This is a genomic window from Mesorhizobium sp. M7A.F.Ca.US.007.01.2.1, from assembly GCF_003998165.1.
In the GTDB taxonomy this organism is placed as follows: domain Bacteria; phylum Pseudomonadota; class Alphaproteobacteria; order Rhizobiales; family Rhizobiaceae; genus Mesorhizobium; species Mesorhizobium ciceri.
Window position 1 is genome coordinate 1 of the sequence record NZ_RZQP01000311.1, and the last position, 5,958, is coordinate 5,958.

A 5,958-nucleotide genomic window follows, 5' to 3' on the forward strand; every position below is an offset into this window, starting at 1 on the left:
GAGCCGATGGACTCGATGAACCGGCCGTCACGCGGCGAACGGGCGTCGGCAATGACGACGTGGTAGTAAGGACGCTTCTTTGAGCCCGCACGGGCCAGTCGGATCTTCAAGGGCATTTCTTTTCTCCTAAAAACTAAGTTCGTTGATTGGGTTTCAGTTGGTTTTCGTCACGCCGTTGGAAGCGGCGATCTGTTCGTGGTGGCGGATCACTTCGCGGACGACGAAGTTGAGGAACTTTTCCGCGAAATCCGGGTCGAGATGGGCATCCTTCGCCAGCTGGCGAAGCCGGGCGATCTGCTGCTGCTCGCGTGCCGGGTCGGCCGGCGGCAAGCCATGAGTCGCCTTCAGCACGCCAACCGCCTTGGTGCAGCGGAAGCGCTCGGCAAGCATGTGGATGAGGGCTGCGTCGATGTTGTCGATCGACGCCCGGTAATCTGCCAGGAGGGCGCGGGCGTCGGCCATGTCCTTTTCTTCGTTCATGGCGTCCTCACTTCTTCTTGCCAAGGCCGGGCAGCCCGCCACCGCCGAGGCCGGGAAGCCCGGGAAGTTTCATGCCGCCGGGCAAACCTGGCATGCCGCTGGGCAGGCCACCGCCGCCGGGAAGGCCTTTCATGCCGCCGCCTAGGCCGGCTGCCTGCGCCTGCTTCTGCAAGGCTTCGAGCTGCTTGGGGTCCATCTTCGACAGGTCCGGCATGCCGCCGCCCATCATGCCACCCATACCGCCGGGCATCATGCCGCCGAGGCCCATCTTGGAGGCGAGGCCGCCCATCATGCCGCGCATCAGGCCGCCGCCTTTGCCCTTGCCGCCCATCGCCTTCATCATGTCGGCCATGCCGCGATGCATTTTGAGCAGCTTGTTGATTTCGGCCGCGTCGGTGCCGGAACCGGCAGCGATGCGCTTCTTGCGCGAATGCTTGAGCAAATCGGGATTGGCGCGCTCTGCCTTGGTCATCGACGAGATGATGGCGAGCTGGCGGCCGAACATCTTGTCGTCGAGACCGGCGGCGGCCATCTGGTCCTTCATCTTGCCCATGCCGGGCATCATGCCCATGATGCCGCCCATGCCGCCCATCTTCGACATCTGCTGAAGCTGGCCGGCGAGATCGTTCAGGTCGAACTTGCCCGACTGCATCTTCTTGGCCATCGCCGCCGCCTGTTCGGCGTCGATGTTCTCGGCGGCCTTTTCGACGAGCGAGACAATGTCGCCCATGCCGAGGATGCGGTCAGCGATGCGCTTGGGGTGGAATTCCTCCAGCCCGTCCATCTTTTCGCCGGTGCCGATCAGCTTGATCGGCTTGCCGGTGACGGCGCGCATTGAAAGGGCAGCACCGCCACGGCCGTCGCCGTCCATGCGGGTCAGCACGAGACCGGTGATGCCGACGCGCTCGTCGAAGCTCTTGGCCAGGTTGACGGCGTCCTGGCCGGTCAGCGAATCGGCGACCAGCAGGATTTCGTGCGGGCTCGATACCTTCTTGATGTCGGCCATCTCGACCATCAGCGGCTCGTCGATATGGGTGCGGCCGGCGGTGTCGAGGATGACGACGTCGTGGCCGCCGAGCTTGGCCGCCTGCACGGCGCGGCGCGCGATGTCGACCGGCGACTGGCCGTCGATGATCGGCAGCGTGGCGACCTTGACCTGTTCGCCGAGCTGGCGAAGCTGCTCCTGCGCGGCGGGGCGCCGCGTGTCGAGCGAGGCCATCAGGACCTTCTTGTTCTGACGCTCGGAAAGACGCTTGGCGATCTTGGCCGAAGTGGTCGTCTTGCCGGAACCCTGCAGGCCGACCATCATGATGACGACCGGCGCCGGGGCATTGAGATCGATGGCGACGCCTTCAGCGCCGAGCATGTCGACCAGTTCGTCATGAACGATCTTGACGACCATCTGGCCGGGCTTGATCGACTTGACCACGGCAGCGCCGACGGCCTTCTCGCGCACCTTGTCGGTGAAGGAGCGCACCACTTCCAGCGCCACGTCGGCTTCGAGCAGCGCACGGCGCACCTCGCGCAGCGCCGCCGAGACATCAGCCTCCGACAGCGCGCCGCGGCCGGTCAGGCCGTTCAGGATCGAACCAAGACGTTCCTGTAGCGATTCAAACATTCGTTTTCCTTTTCCCTGGCACCCGGATGGTGCCCGAGAGGTAATGCGTTCGCGCCCAGTGTCCAACCAAAAGTCCAAGCAAAAGCCAAAACCAAAAAGCACCCGGGGGCGCTCAGCGCTGCCGGGTGTTGGCCTCCAGGATCGATTTACAGCACTTCACCTCAAAGAGGTTTCGGCGTCCTGGTCGGCTTGCTCGGAGGGATACTCGTCGCGGAAGTCGGGGCGTGTAGACAGGAAATCTGCGCAAGAGTCAAGACAAGGGCCGGGTAGCGTCATTCCCGGACCCGCATTCAGGCCGTGCTCGCGCGGTCCGGAAGCTCGGCGGCGACCTTGAGCGGCGAGCGCGGATGCAAAAGCAGCCCGATGGTCAGCAGGCTGCAGGCGATGCCGATGAAGGCGATGAGAACCGCATCCGACGTTGCCCAGCCCGGTCCCTCGAGCGGCCTGGCGTTGAACAGGGCGAAGGAATTGTAGCTTTCCTGATGCGAGATCAGCAGGAAGCCGGTCAGGTTGTTGCCGAGATGAGCACCCAGCGCGGCGCCGAGATTGCCTGTTGCGTAAACGACAAGCGTCAGCAGCAGCGCGAAAGCGGCGATCGACGCCAGCACACAGGCGTTGATGGCTGGCGACGAACTCGCACTCCAATGCAGCGAGGTGAACAGCAGGGCCGGCAGCAGCGCCCAGATGAACGGGCTCTTGAACCGGCTGGCCAGCCCGCGCAGCAGGTAGCCGCGAAACAGCAACTCTTCCGACGAGGTCTGCAACAGAGTGAGCGCGGCGATCGGGATCGCAAACAGCAGCCAGGACGACAGGCTGATCGGGCCGCGCGCGATCTGCGGCTGCAAGAGATAGAGCAGGATTTCGGAGATCAACGAGGTGATCAGCACCGCGATCAGCCCCTTGAGGAAGCCGGACCACGAAACACGCCGGCTGTTGCCGAGCAGTGCCGACAGCTTCTCGCCATGCACCCAGCGCATCGCGACCCACAGGCCGATCCAGATGCCGGCGAACGAGACGAGCGCGGTGAGAATGCCGATGGGCGAAGCGAGGAAACCCTGCATGCCGGATGATGGGGCCGCCTGCCGGGCGAAGAAGGCATAGGTGCCGCCGACCAGCACGGCCACGGTGGTTGCTGCCCAAAAAAGGACGACGATCCCCGTTCCGAGCAACAGGCGCGGCAAGGTCGTCCTGGCGTTCGGCGAATGCCTGTAGCGCTCGAAGGCGGCCGGATCGATGGTCACGCGGGCTCCTTTGCCAAACTCATCGCCTATTGACTAACCGACCGCCGGAAAATCGGAAGTTTTCCGCAAAGGACAATGCTCAGAGCAGCGTCGGCGCACAAGAGGCGACGCTGCGGTGCCGCCTGCCGGCGGCCGCTGCTGTGGCAGCGGCCGCTTATGTCAATTGTCGTCAGCGCACGACGTACATGATGCGCCGGGTCTGCGGATCGATCAGCGCCCGCTGGCCGTTCACATAGACATAGCGGTAATTGTAGTCTGGAATCTCGCGCAGCTCGACGGTGTCGGGCAGGGTCGCGCCGGTGACCACTTCGCCATCGAGATAGATGGGATCGAGGCGGTGCGTGTCGACATAGGTGCGGACTTCAGCCGGGGGCGGCGGGAAGTCATCGACGACCGGATCGCTGGCGATGATCGCGCCGGTATAATCGGTCGAGTAGTTGCCGATGTCCTCCGGCGGCGAGACGACAGCAACGCTGGCGCGCCGTTGCGTCAGCACCACCCGGCTGCCGCCTATATCGGCCGTCACATAGTCGGAATAGACCCAGCCCTGGCCGCCGGCCTCGGCTATGGTGCACCATTTGCTGTTTTCGATGCAGCCATTGAGCGTTGCCGACTGACCGGCGGCGAGCACGCCGATGACAGGGTATTGCGGGCCGGGTCCGGCGCGAACGTTAAGATCGGTGACGGCTGAGACGGCGGTGTCGGCAAACGCGGCGCCCGACATCACGGTCAGCATTCCGGCGACCGCCGGAAACAACAGGGATTTCATGGTTTCTCTCCGTTTTCATGGTCCCTCGCCAGCGAAAACGGGGCAGCAGCTCATGCGTTCCCGCTAAAGCGCCTGTGCCAACTCACGATTTGTTCCCTGTTCTCCAGGCAAATCGGTCAGAAGTTCGTGAACGAAGTCCAATTTCCGCGCCGTGACGTCCGAAATGACAAAGGGATAGAGGTCCGGCAGGCCCATGCAGCGGTTGATCGAATTGGAGGCTTCCGACAGCACCAGCCAGCGGGCCAGGATCTTTTCGAAAGACTCGGGCGCGGTCGGCGGCTCCGAGGGTGCGGCCTGCAATTCGCCGCCTGTGTCGCCGCGCGGCAAGTCGTTGGCCTCCACCGTCTCCAGCCGGCCGAGCGGAAAGTTCAGTGCGTGCACCATTTCCAGCGTGTCGGTGATGTGCAGGTGGTGAGCCCAGGTCTCGGCCCAGTCCTCCCATGGATGCGAGGTCGCATAGGCCGAGATGTGGCCTTGCTGCCAGTCGGGCGGCGCACCATTGGCATAATAGGCCTTCAGCGCCTGTTCGTAATCGGCGCGGTCATCGCCGAACAGTGCGCGGAAAGCTTCGAGCCGGTGCGGATCGTCGCGGATCAGGCGGTCCCAATAATAGTGCCCAAGCTCATGACGGAAATGACCGAGCAAGGTGCGGTAGTTCTCGCCCATCTCGACGCGGCGCTTTTCGCGCTCGGCCGAATCCGCCTCGGCGACGTTGAGCGTGATCAGGCCATTGTCGTGGCCGGTCAGGATCCGCTCGCCGCCGGGGCCGCCGCCGATCGGATCGGCGAGGAAGTCGAAGGCCAGCCCGATCTCGTCGGCGGGGTTCTGCTTGGGCGCCACCGGCAGCCCGAAGGCCAGCAGCGAATAGATGGCGCGCTTCTTCGCCGCTTCGACACGGATCCAGCGGCGGCGGTTGCCGTCGACGGAGAGATCCGGGATCAACTGGTTGAGCGCACAGGCGCGGCAAAAGGCGTGTCCGGGCTCGGCCATCCAGTTGCAGGCGCATTCATCGGCGTTGGTGCACTGGAAGATGCCGTCGGCGCTCGCCAGCGCGAAACAGGCGTGCTCGGGATCGTAGAGCACGGGGTTCCCGCAGTTCAGGCACTGGGCGTTCTCGAAATAGATGCGATGGCCGCAATGGGGGCAGTCGAAGAGTTTCATGTCGGTCTCAATTCACCGGAGGTGACATAGATGTTCACGGCGGCCCGTGCCCAACGCGAACAGCCGCGCGGCGTTCCACATTTTCCTGAAGCTATTTGGCCGCAAGCTGGGCGACAACCTGTCTTGCCACCGCTTCGCCCGACAGCCGTGCGCCGCCGCAGGTCTGCATCAGCGGGCCGGCCAAGTGCTCGCCGGCGAAGAAGATCTTGTCGGCCACCGGCTGCATGAGCGCGGCGCGCGCCAGTGAACGGCCAGGGCGGGCGGCGACGTAGGCGCCGCGCACGAAGCGCTCGCCGCCCCAATTGGTCATCATGGCGCGTCCGACATGCTTGCGCGTATCGCCACCGAAGATGCCGCACAGCCGGTCGACGACGAAGTCGATGCCGGCCGCCTCGCCGGCCGCCGACATTTCCCAGGCGAAATCGCCGCCGACGAACCCGACCATCAGGTCAAGGTCGAACGGGAAGCACAGGAAATAGATGTCGTGCCTGGCCATCCGTTCGATCAGCAGGTCGTCGAAAGGCTGCAGCCCGAGCCTTGTGCCCGATATTTCGACCGGCAATTTGGTCAGCATGCCCATCGGCAGGTCGAAGAAGGCGCCAAAATGGGTGTCGGGCAGGGCCGGCGAGAACGCGATCTCCTCGAAGGCGAGCACCGCCGGCGAAGCGGTCACGATCACCGCTTTGGCG

Annotated in this window: 7 protein-coding genes; all 7 read right to left on the bottom strand. The window is 64.2% G+C overall.

Annotated elements, in window-relative coordinates; all coding sequences use genetic code 11:
• The coding region (gene rpsP, locus EN949_RS32100) for a 30S ribosomal protein S16 (RefSeq protein WP_127371897.1) at nucleotides 1-116 on the bottom strand (116 nt) is incomplete at its 3' end.
• A 37-nt stretch (nucleotides 117-153) separates the two neighbouring features.
• The gene (locus tag EN949_RS32105; protein WP_013528801.1) at nucleotides 154-480 is read right to left on the bottom strand and encodes a chorismate mutase; all 327 of its coding nucleotides are present in this window, start codon (nucleotides 478-480) and stop codon (nucleotides 154-156) included.
• A gap of 7 nt (nucleotides 481-487) precedes the next feature.
• Nucleotides 488-2,098, bottom strand: coding sequence for a signal recognition particle protein (gene ffh, locus EN949_RS32110; RefSeq protein ID WP_024504031.1), 1,611 nt, complete (start codon nucleotides 2,096-2,098; stop codon nucleotides 488-490).
• A 290-nt stretch (nucleotides 2,099-2,388) separates the two neighbouring features.
• Nucleotides 2,389-3,339 (bottom strand): CPBP family intramembrane glutamic endopeptidase, encoded by a 951-nt coding sequence (locus tag EN949_RS32115; protein ID WP_013528803.1) that lies wholly within the window; start codon nucleotides 3,337-3,339, stop codon nucleotides 2,389-2,391.
• A 169-nt stretch (nucleotides 3,340-3,508) separates the two neighbouring features.
• Nucleotides 3,509-4,108, bottom strand: a complete 600-nt coding sequence (locus EN949_RS32120; RefSeq protein ID WP_063169558.1) for a DUF1236 domain-containing protein — start codon at nucleotides 4,106-4,108, stop codon at nucleotides 3,509-3,511.
• A 63-nt stretch (nucleotides 4,109-4,171) separates the two neighbouring features.
• On the bottom strand, nucleotides 4,172-5,269 hold the full coding sequence (locus EN949_RS32125) for a putative zinc-binding metallopeptidase (RefSeq protein WP_013528805.1): 1,098 nt from the start codon (nucleotides 5,267-5,269) through the stop codon (nucleotides 4,172-4,174).
• A gap of 91 nt (nucleotides 5,270-5,360) precedes the next feature.
• Nucleotides 5,361-5,958: FAD-dependent oxidoreductase (locus EN949_RS32130; RefSeq protein WP_164782606.1), on the bottom strand; the 598-nt coding region annotated here is incomplete at its 5' end.